This window comes from Chryseobacterium paridis, assembly GCF_016595215.1.
Classification (GTDB): Bacteria; Bacteroidota; Bacteroidia; order Flavobacteriales; family Weeksellaceae; genus Chryseobacterium; species Chryseobacterium paridis.
Genome location: NZ_JAENHK010000010.1, coordinates 506070 through 523377, shown reverse-complemented (window position 1 = coordinate 523377; position 17308 = coordinate 506070). Strand labels below are relative to the sequence as shown.

At 34.0% G+C, this 17308-nt stretch carries 17 protein-coding genes; 13 read left to right on the top strand and 4 right to left on the bottom strand.

Annotated elements, in window-relative coordinates:
• Positions 1-22: 22 nt before the first annotated feature.
• Together JHL15_RS11825 and JHL15_RS11820 are read left to right on the top strand one after the other, a co-directional pair.
• The gene (locus JHL15_RS11825) at positions 23-331 is read left to right on the top strand and encodes a phage holin family protein (protein ID WP_200245946.1); all 309 of its coding nucleotides are present in this window, start codon (positions 23-25) and stop codon (positions 329-331) included.
• Between the two features lie 3 nt (positions 332-334).
• Positions 335-832, top strand: a complete 498-nt coding sequence (locus JHL15_RS11820) for a phosphoribosyl-ATP pyrophosphatase (protein ID WP_200245945.1) — start codon at positions 335-337, stop codon at positions 830-832.
• A gap of 69 nt (positions 833-901) precedes the next feature.
• Here the strand turns inward: JHL15_RS11820 and JHL15_RS11815 are convergent, their stop codons facing one another.
• Entirely contained in the window at positions 902-1627 is a 726-nt protein-coding gene (locus tag JHL15_RS11815) for a TrmH family RNA methyltransferase (RefSeq protein ID WP_200245944.1), read from the bottom strand.
• On the opposite strand from JHL15_RS11815, the gene tamL reads away from it, so the two are divergent.
• On the top strand, positions 1613-4225 hold the full coding sequence (gene tamL / locus JHL15_RS11810) for a translocation and assembly module lipoprotein TamL (RefSeq protein ID WP_200245943.1): 2613 nt from the start codon (positions 1613-1615) through the stop codon (positions 4223-4225). The genes JHL15_RS11815 and tamL overlap by 15 nt on opposite strands.
• Here the strand turns inward: tamL and JHL15_RS11805 are convergent.
• Together JHL15_RS11805 and JHL15_RS11800 are read right to left on the bottom strand one after the other, a co-directional pair.
• A complete protein-coding gene (locus JHL15_RS11805) occupies positions 4222-4821 on the bottom strand; it encodes a SanA/YdcF family protein (protein ID WP_394369211.1) in 600 nt (199 codons plus the stop codon). The genes tamL and JHL15_RS11805 overlap by 4 nt on opposite strands.
• Positions 4822-4835: 14 nt before the next feature.
• The gene (locus JHL15_RS11800) at positions 4836-5960 is read right to left on the bottom strand and encodes a ferredoxin--NADP reductase (RefSeq protein ID WP_200245939.1); all 1125 of its coding nucleotides are present in this window, start codon (positions 5958-5960) and stop codon (positions 4836-4838) included.
• Positions 5961-5989: 29 nt separating this feature from the next.
• On the opposite strand from JHL15_RS11800, the gene JHL15_RS11795 reads away from it, so the two are divergent.
• From JHL15_RS11795 to JHL15_RS11750, 10 genes are all read left to right on the top strand, one after another.
• Positions 5990-6553, top strand: a complete 564-nt coding sequence (locus tag JHL15_RS11795) for a TlpA family protein disulfide reductase (RefSeq protein WP_200245937.1) — start codon at positions 5990-5992, stop codon at positions 6551-6553.
• 25 nt (positions 6554-6578) lie between these two features.
• The gene (locus JHL15_RS11790) at positions 6579-7550 is read left to right on the top strand and encodes a FecCD family ABC transporter permease (RefSeq protein WP_200245935.1); all 972 of its coding nucleotides are present in this window, start codon (positions 6579-6581) and stop codon (positions 7548-7550) included.
• A 468-nt stretch (positions 7551-8018) separates the two neighbouring features.
• Positions 8019-8942, top strand: coding sequence for an ABC transporter ATP-binding protein (locus JHL15_RS11785; RefSeq protein WP_200245933.1), 924 nt, complete (start codon positions 8019-8021; stop codon positions 8940-8942).
• A 166-nt stretch (positions 8943-9108) separates the two neighbouring features.
• On the top strand, positions 9109-9558 hold the full coding sequence (locus tag JHL15_RS11780) for a MarR family winged helix-turn-helix transcriptional regulator (RefSeq protein ID WP_200249134.1): 450 nt from the start codon (positions 9109-9111) through the stop codon (positions 9556-9558).
• A 62-nt stretch (positions 9559-9620) separates the two neighbouring features.
• The gene (locus tag JHL15_RS11775) at positions 9621-12026 is read left to right on the top strand and encodes a 3-hydroxyacyl-CoA dehydrogenase/enoyl-CoA hydratase family protein (RefSeq protein WP_200245931.1); all 2406 of its coding nucleotides are present in this window, start codon (positions 9621-9623) and stop codon (positions 12024-12026) included.
• A gap of 56 nt (positions 12027-12082) precedes the next feature.
• Positions 12083-12445, top strand: coding sequence for a four helix bundle protein (locus JHL15_RS11770; RefSeq protein ID WP_200245929.1), 363 nt, complete (start codon positions 12083-12085; stop codon positions 12443-12445).
• A gap of 46 nt (positions 12446-12491) precedes the next feature.
• A complete protein-coding gene (locus JHL15_RS11765) occupies positions 12492-13670 on the top strand; it encodes a thiolase family protein (protein ID WP_200245928.1) in 1179 nt (392 codons plus the stop codon).
• A 113-nt stretch (positions 13671-13783) separates the two neighbouring features.
• A complete protein-coding gene (locus tag JHL15_RS11760; RefSeq protein WP_200245927.1) occupies positions 13784-15574 on the top strand; it encodes an acyl-CoA dehydrogenase family protein in 1791 nt (596 codons plus the stop codon).
• Positions 15575-15687: 113 nt separating this feature from the next.
• The gene (locus JHL15_RS11755) at positions 15688-16023 is read left to right on the top strand and encodes a YegP family protein (RefSeq protein WP_200245926.1); all 336 of its coding nucleotides are present in this window, start codon (positions 15688-15690) and stop codon (positions 16021-16023) included.
• A gap of 80 nt (positions 16024-16103) precedes the next feature.
• On the top strand, positions 16104-16550 hold the full coding sequence (locus JHL15_RS11750) for a phosphohydrolase (RefSeq protein WP_200245925.1): 447 nt from the start codon (positions 16104-16106) through the stop codon (positions 16548-16550).
• On the opposite strand, the gene JHL15_RS11745 is transcribed toward JHL15_RS11750, so the two are convergent.
• Positions 16547-17263, bottom strand: a complete 717-nt coding sequence (locus JHL15_RS11745; RefSeq protein ID WP_200245924.1) for a DUF2490 domain-containing protein — start codon at positions 17261-17263, stop codon at positions 16547-16549. The genes JHL15_RS11750 and JHL15_RS11745 overlap by 4 nt on opposite strands.
• Positions 17264-17308: the final 45 nt, after the last annotated feature.

The window sequence follows — 17308 nt, the reverse complement described above, 5'->3', positions numbered from 1 at the left end:
TTGTAACTTTAAAAAAAAACAGATGATAGAAACTATCAAAGAATATGCATCTAAGAGGATAGATCTGCTTAAAATAGAAGCTACCGAAAAATCATCACTTTCCGCTGGTATGATTACCTATCTGGTTGTATTACTTGTTGCCTTCGCTTTTTTCATCATTCTTTTTAACTTTGGAATTGCATTTCTTATAGGTAAAGCAATGGATAATTACTCTTATGGTTTTTTGATTGTTGCCGCATTTTACTTGTTATTGATGATTATCGTTATGGTATTTAAAAAGAGAATTGTAAATTCTGTTGCAGATCAGGTTATTAAATTTTTAAATCATTAAGCTATGAGCAGAAACTACGAAAGTTTAAAAGAATTAAGAATAAAAAAGAAATTACTGAAAGAAGAACTTAGTGATTTAGAAAACCTTCTTACATTTAAAAATACAAAAGAAAGCTTAAGTGCATTTACCAATGGTTTAACAGATCAATACCTACAGGAAAAGGTAGATGAAGATGGTGATGAAAAAATAGTTTTGAGAAAAGATGTCATTGCAAAACAGCTTACCTCAGAAGTAAAAGATATACTGATCAGTAAGAATACAGCAATGGGTATTGCAAGTTCAGCATTCTCGGGAAATGCTTTGGATAGCATCATTAGGCTAGGAGCTACTGCGTTGGTTGGAAATTATGCGAAGAAAAATATGCGTAGTTCTAACTGGAAGAAGAAGCTGCTTGGTGTTGCTATGATTTATCTGGCGCCGGTTGCCTTAAAGTTCGTTAGAAAAAAGCTTGAAAGCTATCAAAAGAATAAAAGTGTATCCAGCATGGAACAGTTGATATAGAAATTAGAGACTAGAGGTTAGAAATTAGTTCAATACTTTTTTATCTAATTTCCAACCTCTACCTACTATCTATTTAGAAAACAATTGTCCTAATATGATTCCCGCTGCCATTGATACATTAAGGCTCTCTGTAGATTTAGATTTACCAAACCTTGGAATACTTATACTTTTTTGAAGTAATTTTTCCGTTTCTGCCCTCATTCCATTTCCTTCATTTCCTAAGATCAGATTCAGTTTTTCAGGTTTCTCAAACTGATAGATATTTTCCCCATCCATATCAGTTCCAATATTAATATTTTTCGTTTCAGAAAGATAATCAACAAGATTACAATATACCATATTAACCCTGGTAAAAGAACCCATTGTGGCTTGGATAACCTTTGGATTATAAAAATCTACTGTATCTTCACTGCAAATAATTTGTTCTATCCCAAACCAATCCGCCAAACGAATAATGGTTCCTAAATTTCCCGGATCCTGAATCCCATCCAATACAAGCTGAACACTTACATCCGGCATCTTTCTTTCCGGCTCAATATAACAAACTGCAACAGAGTCTTTAGGTGTTTTTAGAAAACTGATTTTTTTTAACTCATTTTCAGATATATGAGTCATAGGCACTTCGGAAAAATCCAACTTGTGTGGATCTGTAGAAAATATTTCTTTAATTTTAAAGTTAGAATTGGGAAGTTCACAAATGATTTTATTACCTTCAACCAAAAACAAATTGTATTTTTGCCTGAACTTCTTTTTATCCAAAGACTGAAAAATTTTTATTGTATGAGCTGTAAGCATTATAAGAATTCTCCTCAAAAATATTATAAAATTATATCATTTGCAACATTTGTTACTCTTCTTTACGCTTGTAGTACGACAAAAAAAGTTCCGGATGGTGAATATTTGCTTACAGAGAATAAATTTACTTTTGAAGATGGCAGACTGCCTTTTGACAGCGAACTAAAAGGTTACGTTCAGCAAAAGCCCAACAAGAAACAGTTTCTATTTATGCCATTGGGACTACTGCTTTACAATGCTGCTAATCCTAAATATGATACCATTCTTAATGAATACATGACCTACCCTAGTGAAATGAGAACTCAAAAATTAAGAGATTCTCTTTTTATCAGATACAACATGAAAAGTAGTGTGGGAAAAAGTCTTCTTATGGACAGATTGTACCATAACTGGGGTTCACCTCCGGTTATTTTGGATCAAACAAAGGCAGAGAAAGGTGCAGAGTCTATTAGTAAGAGATTAACCTACAGAGGATACTGGGATGCAGAAGTAAAATTTAAAACAAAAATAGATTCTGCAGCAAAAAAAGCAGCTGTAACCTATTTCATTACCCATAAAGACCCTACTTATATCAAAGAATATTATTATAATATTCCAGATCCGGTTATCCATAATCTTTATCAGCAAAAGATTAATCAGACCCTTGTGAGATCAGGCCAGATACTTGATCAGACTGTTCTTGAAAAAGAAGTAACAAGGATCAATGAATTCATGAGAGATTATGGTTATTACAAGTTCAATAATTTTAATGATGAAATTTATTTTGTTGCTGATTCATTAAAAAGCAGAAAGCAGGTTCCCCTTACATTAGAGATCCATAAAGATTCTTTAAATAGTCCATATAAAGTTTCAACCATTGGGAATATAGATGTTGCCATAGTAAATGAGTCAGGTGAATATCGTAAAAGTACAACCAAGGATAGTTTGAGAGGAATACGATTTCATAAAATCGATAATAAATATCAGACAAGATCTATTTGGCGAAATATAATCGTTGGCCATAAGCAGGTGTATGACCAAAAGAAACTTGATCTTACCAAAAGGAATATTTTATCAATGAATAATTTTAGCATTTTAAAGGCTAAAGATTCTTTAAGACAAGGAGGCGACAAATCACCCAATGACAGTATTATTGATGTTTTATACATCCTTAAGCCACTTCCAAAATATGAATTAAAGGTAGGAACGGATGTTAACTATTCCCAAATATTAAATTTAGGGATCTCACCTTCAGTCGATCTTACTACAAGAAATGTATTTAAAGGGGCTGAAAACCTTTCAACAAGTCTTTCGGGAACATTTGGATCTATAAGAAATCCAAAAGATATCAGCCAGCGTATCTTAGCTTATGAATTGTCGGCACAGGCTTCTCTTAACTTCCCAAGACTTCTCCTTCCTTTTGACTATTATAAACTGATTCCTAAAAGGTATAGCCCTACATCATCAATTGTTTTAGGAGCAGCTATCCAAAATAATATAGGTCTGGGAAGGGTTAACTTTAATACTGGATTAAATTATCTCGCTACAGTAAATGATAGGGTCTCTCACAGACTTACACTCTTTAACACTCAATTGAGTTTAACAAAGAATAAATCAGCATATTATAGTTATTTTACCAGTGATGAAGAAGTAAGAAAAGAAATATTTGAAAATTATTTTCAAAGTGGTCAGGTAGGTCATGATACTCAAATCAAATTTTTGGCAGGAAACCTTACGATCGATGAAGTTTCAAAACAAATAGTAGAAGACGTTAACTATCGCAACTCCCTTGATCAGACAGGAGCAGATCTTTTCACTGCATTTACAGGAGTCCTTGTTAATAAAGACAGACAGACTCAGGATGTCCTTATTTCCTCTATGATCTATAATTATGTATATAATGAAATAGGAAAAAAAGAATATCCAAATGCTTTTTATTTTAATGGAAAAGTAGAATTGGCGGGTAATATACTCAGCGTATTTAACCAAAGAAGAAATGATGGCGGAGGGGTTGTAACCAGCCCACAAAGAACCATTTTTGGAGTACCTTATGCTCAGTTTGTGAAATTTGATTTTGATGTAAGAAAGTATTTTAAATTTAATGGCAATCAAACTTTGGTTCTCAGACAGTTTATTGGAGTTGGGATACCTTATGGAAACTCCACTTCAATGCCTGTTATCAGATCTTATTTCAATGGGGGTTCAAATGATATCAGAGCCTGGGTTGCTTTTGGAGGATTAGGCCCAGCTGACTCTCAAGTCGATGAAAGAGTTCGAACCTATATGACAGATAACCTAAAACTGACAACGAATATTGAATACAGGATTCCTTTCACGGATATGTATGAAGGCGCGCTTTTTACAGATATCGGTAACACATGGAGTCTAAAGAATTATAATGATGGATACGGTGATGAATTCAAGTTCAATAAATTCCTGGGACAGGTAGGTGTAGGTAGTGGATTCGGATTAAGAGTAAATATAGCCTATATTACTTTAAGACTTGATTTTGCCTATAAGATCTATGATCCTAACAAACCTAATGGTGACAGATGGAGATTTAAAGACTTCCAACCTTTTAAACCTACATTGAACGTTGCATTTGGTTACCCTTTCTAATCAGGAGAAATTCCCAACAAAAAATAAACTACAGCAATCATTCTGGCGAATATTTCTCTAAATTGGTTTCTGTAGTAACTTTCAGGCTTACTTACATCTTGTGCATCAAATCCTAATGCATTCATATTGTTATTTCGGGCAAAAAATAATGCTCTTAGATTATGAAACCCCTGAGATACAATGATAATGTTATTTTTCCTGTATACATCTTTACAACGTAAAATACTCTTGTAGGTATTGAAACCTTTCGGATCTTCTATAATGATTTCTTCAGGAACCCCTTCCTGATAAACCAAGTAGTTCTTCATTGCTTTGGGTTCATTATACCCCTTACTCTTTTCACCACTTACAATTATTTTTCTAATTTTCCCGTGATGATAAAGTAAAGCCGTAGCATCCATTCTTTTAGTAAAATAAGGATTAGAAAGACCAGATTTCATTTTAGGAGAAGTCCCTAAAACCAAGGCAACTTCCCGGGGTGGTATTTTTGAAATTTTGGTATAGGTCCTACCGTTAGTAAGTGCAAAGACCCAAGCATTGGCAAGACACACCACTAGAATCCCAATTTCTATTGATAATAAAACAAGATTAAATATGTTTCTTACAGCTCTCAAATGAAATCAAAGTTAAGCTTTATTTTCTTAGTTTTCGCTATAGACATACAAGCTAATATTTTACCTTGTGATTCTTCTTTTTCAGTTAAGTATTCATTCTCTAAGATTTCAACCTCTCCTTCTTCGAGATAGCATTCGCAGCTGCCACAAATTCCGGATTTACAAGAATATGGAACCGGAAATTTTTGCATCAATAGTTGTTGTAGAATTTTTTCCTTATTATCAGGAAGCTCGGTTTTATAACTTTGTCCCAACATTTTGAAATCTATTTCCACATTTTCAATTAATGGAAATTCTTTTTCTATAGGATAAATGTCATCATTAAACTCTTCAAAAAGTTCAAAATGAATATTCTTTTTCGGGATTCCATGGTGATAACATGCATTGGCAAGTGTCTTAATCATCTCACCTTTGCCACATATCAGAACTTCATCTACTGCATCCCAGATGGTAGATTCCTCATCTGTGTCGTCAAGGTGCAAAATCTGATTGATGATTAAGTTCAATTTTTTAGCATCAAGCCTTCCATAGAAAAATTGATCTCCTGTTTTTTCCTGTGAAAAGAAATAAAATATTTGTAACCGATCACCATGTATCCTCGCAAGATTATCCAGTAGATCTCTATAAATTAATTCCTCAGAGTTTTTATTTCCAAAAAACAGGAATAGTCTTGTCCTCGGCTCATTATGAAGAATATTTTTAAAGTGACTTAAAATTGGAGTTATGCCAATTCCTGCGGCAAAACCAATGATCGTCCTGAACTCACTGGGCTTAGATCCTAAAGTAAAGCGACCACCAGGTTCACTCACTAATAATTCATCTCCTACATTATAATTTGTAAACAACTCTGATGTAGCTCCTTCTGAAGAATTTATTTTTATCCCTAAACTAATTTTTTTCTCATACGGAGCAGAAGTCATTGAATAATCATTAATAATATCTTCACCATGAGATTGAAATTTAATACTTACAAACTGACCTGCTTCAAATATAAAATGATCTTGTAAACTCGCTGGAATCTCGAACTCCAGAGAAAAAGTATTTTTGGTCAGTTCTTCCTTTTTCGCTATTTTTAACCAATGAAACGTTGTAAGTTTCCCTTTATAGATTTGTTGTTCCATACTTCAAAATCAAAAATACTAAAATAATTATGAAGAAGATCATTTTATCAGCCCTTGTTCTTATTGCCCTGTCTAGTTGTAAAAAAGAAAACCAGAGCACAACAGATACTACAATGCCTAAGGATTCAGTTTCTGTAATAGAAAATAGTGGTTCTGGAAGTTCTGCCTATATATCTAAAGAAGTTTCTCCTGAAAATATTGGGGATTATCTTGCTAAAAATAATGACACTTTATATGTAACCAACTTTTTTGCGACCTGGTGTGGACCTTGTATGAAAGAAATCCCTCATTTCAAGAAAAAGATGGAAGAACTAAAAGGGAAACCTGTCAAATTTACCTTCGTTAATCTTGACGATCAGGCTGAATGGAATACCTCAGTTAAGAAATTTGCTACAGAAAATGATCTTGCAAAAAATATTGTCTTATTAGATGGGAAAAAACTGGATCCGAATTTCTTTCCCAAAAATTTCAAGCAATGGGATGGCGGCTCTATTCCATTTACTTATATGAGAAAAGGTGCTAAAACAGATGAATTTTTAGGAATGATGAGTGAAGAACTTTTAAATTCTAAAATCGATTCTTTCTTAAAATAAAATCTTACAGAATTATTTCTGAATAATGTCAAAAAAATTTAAAATCCTGTGTTCATTATTGATAATCGCAATTATTCTTTCCGCGATTATTAACATGAATACAGGATTTTTAAGCTTAGAATTACAGGACTTCTTTTACAGCTCACCCAATAGCCAGATTGCAGATATTCGTATTAATCGGGTATTAGTAATGCTTCTTGCAGGGATTTCTATTCCTACTTCGGGGTTTCTTATGCAGGAGTATTTCCAAAATCCATTGGCTGGACCTGATATATTAGGGATCACCTCTGTAGCAAGTTTATCTGTTTCATTTTACATTCTATTCTCCCACGATATTCAGATTCCTGAATTTTTGCAAAATAGTTTTCTTAGCCTATCGGCAATTATCGGAAGTTTATTGCTAATGATGGTTCTGTTATCCATTTCCAATAAATTTCAGGATAAATCATACCTGATCATTTTTGGTTTTCTGGTTTCTGCTTTAGCAGGAGCAATTGTATCACTGCTTCAGCTATATGCTGAAAACCAAAGCCTAAAGAATTATATACTATGGTCTTTTGGTGCGAATAATATGGTTACCAGAAATCAGATCCTTGTTTTGATCGTTTTGGTTTTGATAGGTTCATTCATATCTTTTAAAACTATTAAACCTTTAATTGGAAATTCACTGGGAAACTCGTATGCACAAAGCTTAGGCGTAAACTTACACCATTTGAAGTTATTAATAATCATTGCCTCTTCTCTCCTATCTGCTTCTATTACGGCATTTTTAGGACCAATCTTATTTATAGGAATTATCGTTCCTCATTTTTGCAGATTAATTTATAATCCGGCAAAACTATGGCAACAATGGATATTAAATATGATGCTGGGAATGCTTATTATGTTGTTGTTTTCAATTGCAGCAGAGAAAAGCCATATTCCACTGAATGTTATAAGTTCTATATTTGGGATTCCTGTTATTCTTGTAATGCTTTTGAAACAGAATAAAGTATGATCGGTCTAATTGGTTAATCGCAAAGACGCAAAAAGAATTGAAATGTCTGAAGCATGGATTTTATAATTTAAAACGAGGTTTAGATTCCTACGGAATGACAAAGACCACGTTATTCACCATCATTTGTCATTCTGAAAGAATCTAAACTAAACATTATAGAGAAACAAAGAAACTTAATGAATATAAAAATATCCCTAAAACAATTAATTGTTATACACATCCTTTTATTTGTTTGTGGCATTATTTTTTTAGAATTATCTAAGATGTTTAGATTTAATATGGAATTACATTGGATTTATTCTATGGGACATAATTATTATTTTATAGTTGCATTACCACTATGCTTTTGGGGTTCACTTATTTTAGCTATTTATACTTTACTGAAAGTAAAAGAAAATAAATTTTTATATTTAATCTTTAGCATCATACCACTCATTCTATTTTTAATAATGATTTATTAAATAAAATATGCACCTACAAATTAAACAAGCCAACATAGGATATAATACGACCCTAATTTCAGATGTAATCGCTAATCTGAATTTAGGAGATGTATGCTTATTGATTGGAAACAATGGTGTAGGTAAAACAACTTTAATAAAATCGATCCTTCATCAAACGTCTTTATTAGGAGGAGAGATCTTTATTAATCATAAGAACGTAAAACATCTTTCCGTAAAAGAGATTGCCGAAAATATTGCTGTTGTCTTTTCAAAAGCTGTGATACCTCAAAACTATACGGTTGAAGATCTTATTTCTCTAGGTAAATATATTTATTACCCTTATTATTTTGAATTAAAAAAAGAGGATCGTGAGGAAGTTTCGCATATTATAAGTGAACTGGCTTTAGATCAATATAAGCATGTCCTCCTTAAAAACCTTTCTGATGGAAATCTTCAAAAGGCATTTATTGGAAGGGCTTTAACCCAAAATTCGCCTATTATCATTCTGGATGAGCCTACTACTCATCTCGATGAAAAAAACAAAATCATTATCCTTAAAACACTTCGTAAATTGGCAAAAGAACAAAATAAACTTATTTTGTTTTCCTCCCACGACTGGCGTTTGGCAAAGGAGTTCGCTGACAAAATATGGTATGTAAAAGACAATCAATTATATTCTGGTATTGTTGAAGATGTACTTCTTCAGCATGAAGAATTGATTAACGTATCATTATTTCAAGTAAATGAGAGTTTTGTAGCTCCAGAAATCGTTGCACCTCCTATCCATAAGGAAATGCTGTATTCACTCCTTCAAAAAAACTTTCAAAAAGACCTTTCCTCCTTTCAATTTGAGTTCCAGAATAGCTTTTGGTTGATTTCTCATCATAACTCAAAACAACAATGTGAATCTTTCGAAGAAATCATCAATTACATCACAAACATTCATTAATACTAAGTTTTTCTTGTTTATTTCACATACTATGCATGCATAGTATTATGCTAATCATACAATTTAATTAGTTTACTATCAGATTGTTAACAAATTTTAACGTTAATAAATACTATGCATGCATAATATTTACTAAATTTGATAAAAACCTATTACCACAAAAATGATGGATAATAACAAGGAAAAAATAGAAAATGTAGATCTGGTCTTAAAACAGACCTGGTTAGCTGTGTCGAAAATGTACACAGAACTCGCTCAGGAGCACGATTCTACAGCCGTTCAAGCGCTCACACTTCTGAAAATAGATCCCAAAGAGGGGACAAGAAGTACCAATTTAGGCCCCAAAATGGCCATTGAACCCACCTCTTTAACAAGGATAATAAAATTGTTAGAAGACAATGGATATATCTATAAAGAAAAGACGACTACCGATAAGAGAGAAGTCATTATAAAACTTACTGATAAAGGGCTAAACTCCCGAAATCTTTCAAAGGAAGTTGTTGTAAGCTTTAATAAAAGGGTAATGGAGAAAATTGCTCCAGAAAAATTGGAAACCTTCAAAGAGGTTATGCATGAAATCATGAAAATAGCCAACGATTTAAATAACAGAAAATAAATTGAAGAGAAACCGAAAGGTTACATCTGACAAAATAAAAATAAATAATAAATAGTTTACAGATGAAAAGAAGAATCAAACATGTAACGGTTCTTGGTTCAGGAATCATGGGAAGCGGTATCGCAGCTCACTTCGCCAATATTGGTGTAGAAGTTTTGCTTTTGGATATTGTTCCTTTCGAATTAACTGAAGCAGAGCAAAAAAAAGGTTTGACAAAAGATGATAAAGCAGTAAGAAACAGAATCGCTGCTGAAAACTTTGAAAAACTGAAAAAAGCCAGCCCTGCACTACTCTATTCTCCAAAATTTGCAGATAGAATAAAAGTAGGAAACTTTGATGATGATTTACAGAAAATAAAAAATACTGACTGGATTATTGAAGTTGTTGTTGAGAGACTTGACATCAAAAAATCAGTTTATGAAAAAATTGAACAATTCAGAAAACCGGGAACATTAATTTCTTCTAATACATCCGGAATTCCTATTCATTTCTTAGTAGAGGGAAGAAGTGATGATTTCAAAAAATACTTTGCGGGAACCCACTTCTTTAACCCTGTAAGATACCTTCCTCTATTAGAGATTATCCCAACAAACGATACAGCACCTGAAATTATAGATTTCTATATGAATTATGGAGCTAAATTCTTAGGTAAAACAACCGTTTTAGCAAAAGACACTCCAGCATTCATCGCCAACAGAATCGGAGTTTTCTCTATGATGGATCTTCTTCATAACGTTCAGAAATTAGGATTGAATGTTTCTGATGTCGATAAATTAACAGGTCCGGTAATCGGTCGTCCAAAATCTGCGACTTTCAGAACAGCTGACGTTGTAGGTCTGGACACATTGGTTATGGTAGCTAATGGAGTTCGTCAAAGTGGCGCAGAAGCGAATGACTTCAATGATGTTTTTGCATTACCTGGGTATATCCAGAAGATGATGGATAACAAATGGTTGGGTTCTAAAACACAACAAGGATTCTACAAGAAAGTAAAAACAGCAGATGGAAAATCTGAAATTCACGGTTTAAACCTTGATACTTTAGAGTATGAGCTTCAAGGAAAATCTTCTTTCCCAACGCTGGAATTAACCAAGAGCATCGACAAACCAATCGACAGATTTAAAGTTCTTATCGGTGGAAAAGATAAAGCAGGAGAATTATACAGAAAATCATTAGGAGCACTATTCGCTTATGTATCGCATAAAGTTCCTGAGATCTCTGATGACATCTATAAAATTGATGATGCTATGAGAGCTGGTTTCGGATGGGAAAATGGTCCATTTGAAATCTGGGATGCTGTAGGTATTCAAAAAGGTGCCGAACTTGCAAAAGATGCAGGATATGAAGTTTCTGATTGGGCTAAAACATTGGCAGAAAAAGGAGGAACTTTCTACAAAGTAAGTGATGAGGGACAAAGCATCTATTACGATAAAAATTCAGGAAACTATAACAATATCCCAGGTCAGGACGCTTTCATCATCCTGGATAACATCAGAAAAAATAAAACACTTTGGAGCAATTCAGGTGCTGCTATCGAAGATCTTGGAGATGGAATTATCAACTTTGAGATCCGTTCTAAAATGAACTCTCTTGGAGGCGAGGTCCTTGATGGATTGAACAGAGCTATTGATTTAGCTGAAAAAGAATATGATGGTCTGGTAATCGGAAATCAGGGTGCTAACTTCTCTGTAGGAGCTAATTTAGCAATGATCTTGATGATGGCTATCGAGCAGGATTGGGATGATCTGAATATGGCAATCGCTTATTTCCAGAAATCCATGATGAGAGTACGTTACTCTTCAATCCCTGTTGTTGTAGCCCCTCACGGAATGACTCTTGGTGGTGGTTGCGAAATGACAATGCACGCTGACAGAGTTGTTGCTGCTGCAGAAACTTATATCGGTTTAGTAGAAACCGGAGTTGGTGTAATTCCTGGTGGTGGTGGTACTAAAGAACTAACCCTAAGAACTTCAAGAGAATTCCACAGTGATGATGTTAAAAACAACAGACTTCGTGAGGCATTCATGAACATTGCAATGGGTAAAGTAGCAACATCTGCGTATGAAGCCTACGATATGGGAATTCTTGAAAAAGGAAAAGATATTGTTTCTGTGAGCAAAAACAGACAGATTGCAGAAGCTAAAAAGATTGCAAAATTATTAGCAGAGCAAGGGTACACTCAACCTATCGAGCAAAAAGTAAAAGTCTTAGGAAAAGATGCTTTAGGAATGTTCTACGTAGGAACAGATCAAATGCTAACCGGAAATTATATCTCTGCCCATGACAAGAAAATTGCAGATAAACTAGCTAATGTAATGGTAGGCGGAAACCTTTCCGAAGAAACTGTAGTGACTGAACAATACCTATTGAACCTTGAAAGAGAAACTTTCTTACAGCTTTGTGGAGAAAGAAAGACTTTAGAGAGAATTCAGTATATGTTACAAAATGGAAAACCACTTAGGAATTAGACTTGAGACAATAAGACTTGAGACTAAGAGATAAAAAATAAATCTGATTATAAATCATGCACAATATTAAAAAATTGAAAATCTGGAATGAATCAATTAATTTGTGTGTTGATGTCTATAAAGCATTAGCTAGTATGCCAAATGATGAGAAATATGGACTTTCTTCACAAATTAAAAGAGCCGTGGTCTCAATTTCTTCTAATATAGCTGAAGGAGCAGGAAGAGAAAGAGAAAAAGAGTTTTATTATTTTTTAAATATTGCATATGGTTCTTCTTACGAACTACAAACTCAACTTATACTTTGTGAGAAATTGAATTTTATTTCAGATGAAATAAATCAACCTTTACAAAACAAAATTGATGAAGTTCAAAAAATGATTTATGTTTTTAAAGAAAATATTAAGAAAAAAATTATTTAAACAGGCAAGAGTCTCACATCTCTTGTCTTAAAATCTCTAATCTAAAATGAAACAAGCATATATAATAAAAGGATACAGAACAGCAGTAGGAAAAGCACCAAAAGGTTCTCTTCGCTTTACTCGTCCCGACGTAATGGCAGCTACAGTTATTGAAAAATTAATGGCTGAAGTTCCGCAATTGGATAAAAACAGAATTGATGACCTTATCGTAGGAAATGCAATGCCTGAAGCAGAGCAAGGTTTAAATGTGGCTCGTTTGATCTCTTTAATGGGATTGAATACAGACAAAGTTCCTGGAGTTACGGTAAACAGATACTGTGCATCAGGAAGTGAAGCTATTGCTATTGCTTCCGCAAAAATTCAGGCTGGAATGGCTGATTGTATTATTGCAGGAGGAACAGAATCTATGTCGTATATACCGATGGGTGGTTATAAGCCGGTTCCTGAAACAGATATTGCAAAGACCAATCCTGATTATTATTGGGGAATGGGCTATACAGCAGAAGAAGTTGCAAAACAATATAATATTTCAAGAGAAGAACAGGATCAGTTTGCATTCGAATCTCATCAAAAGGCATTAAAAGCTAATGCTGAGGGGAAATTCGCCAATCAGATCGTTTCAATTCCTGTAGAATATAATTTCTTAGACGAAAACCAGAAAATGCAGACGAAGAAATTCGATTTCTCTGTAGATGAAGGTCCAAGAAAAGATACCAGTCTTGAAGGATTAGCAAAATTAAGACCTGTATTCGCTAACGGCGGAAGCGTAACAGCTGGGAACTCTTCTCAAATGAGTGACGGTGCTGCCTTCGTTATTGTAATGAGTGAAGAAATGGTTAAGGAATTAGGTTTAGAGCCTGAAGCCAGATTGGTTGCTTATGCAGCTGCCGGACTTGAACCAAGAATCATGGGAATGGGACCTATTTATGCCATTCCAAAAGCATTAAAGCAAGCCGGATTAGAATTAAAAGACATCGACCTGATTGAGCTAAACGAAGCTTTCGCGTCACAATCTGTTGCTATCAAAAAAGAATTAGGGTTAAATCCAGATATTCTAAATGTAAACGGAGGTGCTATCGCTCTTGGTCACCCACTTGGATGTACAGGAACAAAATTAACAGTCCAACTTCTTGACGAAATGAGAAAACGCGGAAACAAATACGGAATGGTTTCTATGTGTGTAGGAACAGGTCAGGGAGCTGCTTCTATTTTCGAGCTACTTTAAAAAATGTACTGACGTATTTACGTAGAATGTATTCATGACAAAGTAAAACCTCATAAATACATTTTACATGAATACTTTAATACAAATAATCAATCTAAAAAACATAAAAAACAATGAGTGATACACTTAATAAAACACGAAAAGGTGGTGAGTTTTTAATTAAAGAAATTCCTGCTAATGAGATTTTCTCTTTAGAAGAACTGAATGAGGAGCAAAAAATGCTTCGTGATTCTGCAAAAGAATTTATAGACAGAGAAGTTGTTCCACAAAAAGAACGTTTTGAAAAGAAAGATTATGCATTTACAGAAGAGACTATGCGTAAGCTTGGAGATATGGGAATGTTGGGAATTGCTGTGCCTGAAGAGTACGGTGGTTTAGGAATGGGCTTTGTAACAACTATGTTGGCTTGTGATTATATTTCAGGAGTAACAGGTTCGTTGGCTACAGCATATGGAGCACATACCGGAATTGGAACATTGCCAATCGTTCTTTATGGAACTGAAGAGCAAAAGAAAAAATATCTTCCGGATCTAGCAACAGGTACTAAATTTGGTGCTTATTGCTTAACAGAACCTGATGCCGGTTCTGATGCTAACTCAGGAAAGACAAGAGCTAAGCTGTCTGAAGATGGAAAACATTATATCATCAATGGACAGAAAATGTGGATATCTAATGCAGGTTTTGCAGATACATTCACATTATTTGCAAAAATTGATGATGATAAGAACATTACAGGTTTCGTAATCAATCGTTCTGAACTTGAAAACCCTGAAAGCTTAACTTTCGGAGAAGAAGAACATAAATTAGGTATCCGTGCCTCTTCTACCCGTCAGGTTTTCTTCAATGATATGAAAATTCCTGTTGAAAATCTTTTAGGAGAAAGAAACAATGGATTTAAGATCGCATTAAACGCTTTAAATGTTGGGCGTATTAAATTGGCTGCAGCGTGTCTGGATGCTCAGAGAAGAATTACCAACCATTCTCTTCAATATGCTAATGAGAGAAAGCAATTTGGAGTTTCTATTTCTACTTTTGGAGCGATCAGAAAGAAACTTGCTGAAATGGCAACAGGAGTATTCGTAAGCGAATCTGGTTCTTACAGAGCTGCTAAAGATATCCAGGATAAAATTGATGAATTAGTTGCAGGAGGATTGGATCATCAGGCAGCAGAATTAAAAGGTGTTGAAGAATTTGCAGTAGAATGCTCAATCCTTAAAGTTTTCGTTTCAGATTTGGCTCAACACACAGCTGATGAAGGAATTCAGGTTTACGGTGGTATGGGATTCTCTGAGGAAACACCAATGGAAGCAGCTTGGAGAGATTCAAGAATTTCAAGAATTTATGAAGGAACAAACGAAATCAACAGATTGTTGGCAGTAGGAATGTTAATCAAGAGAGCTATGAAAGGAGAATTAGATCTATTATCTCCGGCAATGGCAATCAGCAAAGAATTGATGGGTATCCCTTCATTTGATGTTCCTGATTATTCTGAATTCATGAGTGAAGAAAAAGCAATTATAGCTAACCTTAAAAAGGTATTTTTAATGGTTTCTGGTGCTGCTCTTCAAAAGTATATGATGGATATTGAAAAGCAACAACATTTGTTGTTAAACGCTTCTGAGATCCTTAATCAGATCTATATGGCTGAATCTACTATATTAAGAACTGAAAAGCATTTTGCTCCTGATTCAGTAGAAGCAGCTATGGCTCAGCTTAATCTTTATAAAGCAGTTGAAAAAATCATTGTAGCAGCTAAAGAAGGAATCGTTTCTTTTGCTGAGGGAGATGAACAAAGAATGATGCTTTCAGGATTAAGAAGATTCACAAAATACACTAATCATCCTAATGTAGTAGCATTAACTGAAAAAGTTGCTGCTCATTACATTGATAAAGGAAGTTATTAGTATTTCTAAAATAATTTTGATGTTTAAAGCGCTTCAGGTCTGAAGCGCTTTTTTATTTTGCAATTTTTTTTTAAATTTAAAAAACATAAACAAAATCATAAAACATTCAAACTATGGGAAAATTTGTTATTTCTAAAAGAACAAACGGAGATTATCAGTTTAATCTTAAGGCAGGAAATGGTCAGGTTATCTTGACAAGCCAAGGATACAACTCAAAATCCGGATGTGAAAACGGTATTGAATCTGTAAGAATAAACTCTAAAGACGATTCGAAATTCGAAAGAAAAACTTCAACGAATGAAAAGTCTTATTTCAACCTAAAAGCAGGAAACGGTCAGATCATCGGAACCAGCCAGATGTATGAATCTGAAAACGGAATGGAAAACGGAATAGAATCAGTAAAAAACAATGCACCGATAGCATCTATTGAAGATGAAACGAATGGATAAAATAATCCAAAATAATTAAGGGAAATGTCTTATTTATTTAAGGCATTTTCTATTTTTGCACTGAATCTTTTCTTAAAAAAATGACTAAAGAAGAACTTTTACATAGAGCTATAAAGATTGCTGATAAAGCACATAAAGGCCAGACCGATAAATACCATGCTCCATACATTGCCCATGTAATGCGTGTAATGGAATATGGTAAAACAATGGATGAAAAAATTGTAGGTGCCTTACATGATGTGGTAGAAGATCATCCTTCAGAATTTAGTCTTGATTATCTTAGGAATGAAGGTTTTCCGGAGTATGTATTATTTGCAATCAGCTGTCTGACGAAATTTGATCCCGAAGAAGAATATGATGATTTCATCAAAAGAACGGAAAGATCTCCGCTTGCTGTTGCCGTAAAATTAAATGATCTCCGTGATAATATGGATTTACGCCGTGTAAACAGAGAACTGACACCGAAAGACATAAAAAGATTTAACAAATACCTTAAAGCATATCATTACCTGATTGAGAAATATTAATCCGCTCCCGGGAAATCGAATGTTTTTGTATGATGATCTGTGCCATCGATATTGATGTTTAATGCCAGATAAATAAAGTGTAGATTTTTATTTCCCGCAGCTTCAAATTCTCTTTGCCAAAGGTAACCACACAGGACACCGAAATATTCGTCTATTTGGTAACCAAATCCACCATAAACCCTGTTTCTTGCAAAAGTAGGCTTCATTGGACTTACTAGAAACATTTCATCATAAGCATTTGCGAATACAGTTCCTTTCTCAATAGTTTTAGCATTCAAAGGTACACTCACATTCAAACGATAACGATAACGCATTCTCTGTGATGTATTGTCCGTTTTAGGTTCATAGAACCAGCTCTTTTCTGCGCGGAAACGATTTTCAAACTTTACAATACCTTTCTTGATGTCAATAACATCCTGAAGCCATACCCTGAATTCTTCTCTGCTTAAGCTTTTAGATTTATAATTCACATATCTCCCAAGACCGATAAATGGTTTATGATTCTTTGTTAAATTATATCCTACTCCCCCTTTTATCTCATAATAATCAGGATAGGTATAATCTTCATTACCGCGGAGCTGTCCTTCCGCATAAAGGAAAAATTTTGGATGAAATTTATAGGTGAGGGTTACGGCATTAAAGCTTGAAATATGCTCTTGTGCTTTTATAAATATAATACTACAAAATAAGCTTAAACCTAAAAAAAGTTTCATCTAAAAAATTTCTGCAAAAGTAAAATTAATTAACCACCCCTTAAT